This is a genomic window from Kitasatospora sp. NPDC059795 (genome assembly GCF_042732175.1).
GTDB lineage: Bacteria > Actinomycetota > Actinomycetes > Streptomycetales > Streptomycetaceae > Kitasatospora.
Genome location: NZ_JBHWID010000008.1, coordinates 107823 through 111317 on the forward strand (window position 1 = coordinate 107823; position 3495 = coordinate 111317).

At 71.8% G+C, this 3495-nt stretch carries 4 protein-coding genes and 1 pseudogene; 1 reads left to right on the forward strand and 4 read right to left on the reverse strand.

Annotated features, from left to right (window positions below; translation table 11 throughout):
• Nucleotides 1–350: 350 nt before the first annotated feature.
• From ACFV4P_RS18140 to ACFV4P_RS18155, 4 genes are all read right to left on the reverse strand, one after another.
• Nucleotides 351–662: a hypothetical protein gene (locus tag ACFV4P_RS18140; protein WP_380472206.1), complete on the reverse strand. Its 312-nt coding sequence runs from the start codon at nucleotides 660–662 to the stop codon at nucleotides 351–353.
• A 206-nt stretch (nucleotides 663–868) separates the two neighbouring features.
• The gene (locus ACFV4P_RS18145) at nucleotides 869–1540 is read right to left on the reverse strand and encodes a DUF305 domain-containing protein (protein WP_380472208.1); all 672 of its coding nucleotides are present in this window, start codon (nucleotides 1538–1540) and stop codon (nucleotides 869–871) included.
• Nucleotides 1537–2226, reverse strand: coding sequence for a DUF3105 domain-containing protein (locus ACFV4P_RS18150; protein WP_380472210.1), 690 nt, complete (start codon nucleotides 2224–2226; stop codon nucleotides 1537–1539). Before ACFV4P_RS18150 ends, ACFV4P_RS18145 begins: the two co-directional genes overlap by 4 nt.
• 111 nt (nucleotides 2227–2337) lie before the next feature.
• A complete protein-coding gene (locus ACFV4P_RS18155) occupies nucleotides 2338–2862 on the reverse strand; it encodes a hypothetical protein (RefSeq protein ID WP_380472212.1) in 525 nt (174 codons plus the stop codon).
• Between the two features lie 213 nt (nucleotides 2863–3075).
• Here ACFV4P_RS18155 and ACFV4P_RS18160 point away from each other — a divergent pair.
• A pseudogene (locus tag ACFV4P_RS18160) lies at nucleotides 3076–3495 on the forward strand (hypothetical protein); the annotation flags it as partial.

Consider the following 3495-nt stretch of genomic DNA (forward strand, 5'->3'; position numbering starts at 1 on the left):
GGCCGGCCCGGCGGTCGGCGGCCGGGTGGTCCTGCTGCTGCTCGCCGCAGTCGCCGTGCCAGTGGCCTGGCTGTGTGTCAGCTCCGTACCTGCCTCGGCGTTGCCGCAGTGCGTGCGGTCGATCGGCTGCGGTGGTGCTCGTAGTCCACCCCTCCGGTGCGGCGGTCGGCAGTTGTCCGCTGGTTGACCGCTTCCTCCGCCGCACCGGCCCCGGATCGGCTCTGCGTAGCTGCCGGATCGGCCTTGGTGTTGCCGCAGTGCGTGCGGCGGTGCCCCGGTGTCTGTCGGCCGACCGCTTTCCCCTCCGCACCGGCCCCGGCGTGGTCAGTCGGCTGTGGGGCTGGTCGTCGTCACTCGCTGTCGCGTCTCTCGACGACCAGGATGCGGGCCTCGGGGGCGGGGTGAGCCACGTGTTCGTCTCCGGGTTCGACGCAGCACACGCGGCCCGGGGTGAGGTGTTCGACCCGTTCTGCGCCGTCGATGCGGTAGTGCATGTCGACGGCGCCGTCGAGGACGACGAACACCTCCGGGCCGTCGTTGACGTGCCACCGGTACGGCTGGTCCGTCCAGTGCAGCCGGACGGTCGCGTTGTCCAGTTCGACGAGGTCGAGAGCGCCCCACGGGCGTTCGGCGGTGAAGGAGGCGGAGTCGAGGAAGCGCACCGGTGGATCTTTCCGTGCAGGGGCCGCAAGGGCCGCAGTGGCCGCAGGGCCGGCTCTTTCCTCCATCCTGCTCGGGGAGACCGGTCGGCGAAGCAGGCAGGAACGACTGATTGCGTCGAAATCCTGCCACCCGGCCCGGCAGCTGCTGCGGTACGACGGGAGCGCCGCCCGGAGGTCTCCGGACGGCGCTCCTCGGGTACGAAGGGTCAGGACGTCGGCTGCGCGCCGCGCTCAGTGAGCATGCCGGTGATCAGGTCGATCTCCGCCTTCTGCCCGTTGACCATGGTCTGCGCGAGCCGCTTCTCGACGTCGTTCTTCGCCGCGTCGACGTACGCCTGGGCCATCTCCACGCCGCCCTTGTGGTGGGCGATCATCAGTTGCAGGTAGAACACCTCGGCGTCCCGGCCGCTGAGCGTGCGGAGCCTTTCCAGGTCCGTGTTGGTCGCCATGCCTGGCATCAGCGAGCCGTCGTGCGCCTCGTACGTGTGGCCCATCCACGCCATCGGCTTGGACGGGCTCGCCTGGGTCAGGCCCCACTGGTCGAGGAAGCCCATCAGCATGCCGCGCTGGTTCGCCTGCGTGTTGATGATGTCGAACGCCAGCGTGCGGACGGCCTGGTCCTGGGTGCGGTCGCGGACGATGAACGACATGTCGATCGCCTGCTGGTGGTGGGCGGCCATGTCGCGGGCGAACCCGGCCTCGGCCGAGTCCGTGCTCGGCGCGGACGACGAACTGCCGGCCGCCGGAGTGCCGCTGGAGACCAGCGCGGGCACCCCGAGGCCGAGCGCGACCACCGCCGCGAGCGCGGCCGGCCACCACAGTGCCCGGCGGCGCCGGCCCTCGGGCTGCTCGTCCGCCTGCTCCAGGCCGCCGGTCACATCGCGCCCGAGCTGCAGGACGCGCCCGGCTCCTGGGTCTGCGGACCCTGCACGTACTTGGTGAAGAACTTCTCGATCCGCGGGTCCTGCGCGTTGTCCACGGTCAGCTGGGTGCCCCAGGCGGTCAGCGTGATCGTGCCCTGCTCGTCCGGGTACGGGCTCATCAGGCTGTACGGGGTGGTCTTGACCTTCTCGCCCAGCGTCTTGATGTCGTCCGGGGTGGCCTTGCCGTTGTAGGTGACCCAGACCGCGCCGTGCTCCAGCGAGTGCACCGCGTTCTCGTTCTTCACCGGCTGGTCGTAGACGTTGCCCATGCAGGTCGCCCAGACCGGGTTGTGGTCGCCGCCGACCGGCGGGGTCTGGTCGTACTTGACCTCGGTCTGGACGTGGGTGCGGCCCAGCTTGTCCCAGGTCTTGACGCCCTCGATCGGCGCGGCGTCCGCGGCGGCCTTGGCGTCCTTCTTGTGCTTGGCGTCCAGCGCCAGCCAGGTGCCGCCGCCGGCCATGGCGAGCACCAGGACGGCCGAGACGGTGATGGTGAGGATCTTGTTGCGGCGCTCGCGGCGCTGCTCGATGGCGCGCAGCTCGGCGATCCGGGCCCGGCGGTCGGCCTGCTGGGCGGCCTTGCTGCCCGGCTTGGGCTGCTTGCCGGTGGGCTGGGAGGACTGCTTGGAGGCGGAACCCATGGATGTTGTCCTTGTCCCCGCCGTGCGGCGCACGGCGGTCTGCGGTGGGGTGGGGGCGGCGGAGCCGCCGACCGCCCCGGGAGCGGGGAACGGGTCGGCGGTGGGTTCCGCTCAGGACCGGTGAACCTGGAGTGCGTGCAGGTCGGGCGCGTGGTGCGGCGCCGGTCGGACATCGACCGCCGGGGCGGCGGGCGATGCGGGAGGAGCCACCAACTGCGGCAGGACGACCGCGCCGGGCTGCGGGGGCGCGTTCGGGAGCTGCGACTCCGGGCCGCAGAAGGAGTGACTGGAACAGCCGTGGCCGGGAACCCGGTTCGGGCCGTCCGCAGTGCACAGGATGCGCACGCCGGAGTCGTCCGGCGCGAGGGAGTGCTGATGACCGGCTGCTGCCGTGGCCCGGTCCGCGAGGACGGCGGCCGCCGCCGGAACGACGGTCGACACCGCCTGCACGGACGTGACGGCCCCGGCGGACGTGACGGCCCCGGCGGGCACGGAGCCCGCGGTGCGGGCGTTCGCCGCGCACGGCAGAAGCGCCAGCAGAGCGGCCAGCAGCACGGACCACAGCACCGCCACCGGGCGGAGCGCCGCGTAGGCGGTTCCTTCCCGGGGTCGAGTGCGAAGCCCTGGCGCGGTCATGCGCACATATTAATCAGCCGATCGGGTGAAGCGATGCCCCCCTTGGACTGTGAATTTCCGTCGCGGAGCGCCCGACGCAGCTCATTCGGACCGGCAGTGGCCGGAACCTCCCCCCGACGTCGGTGCGATGTTCCGATTCCCGGACAGCGTCGTCGACCTTCGGAAGAATGACGTGACAACCGGCATTTCCACGGAGCAATCAGGAGCCGTCAGTTGAACGAGCAGGGCGCACCCAGGCAGACCCGACCCGACGACGCCTGGTGGCACACCGTCTACGCGGGCCCCGCCGGAACCCTCCCCGACACTCCCGACGCCGTCCCCGACACCACCTCCGTGGACGACTGGTTCACCGCCGCCGCCGGCCTCTTCGGCGAGAGCACACCGCCGCCGGCCGCGAGCGGGGCGACCGAGGTCACACCACCGCCGGCCGAGAGCGGGACGGTCGCGCCCGTGCCGCCGCAACGCAGCTGGGCCGAGGCTGCGTGGCCGACGGCCGCCCCTGCGCCAACGGGCGGTGCGGAGAAGCGAGTTGAGGCGGAGCCCGAACCTGAGCCCGAACCTGAGCCTGAGCCCGAGCCCGAACCTGAGCCCGAACCTGAGCCTGAGCCCGAGCCCGAACCTGAGCCCGAACCA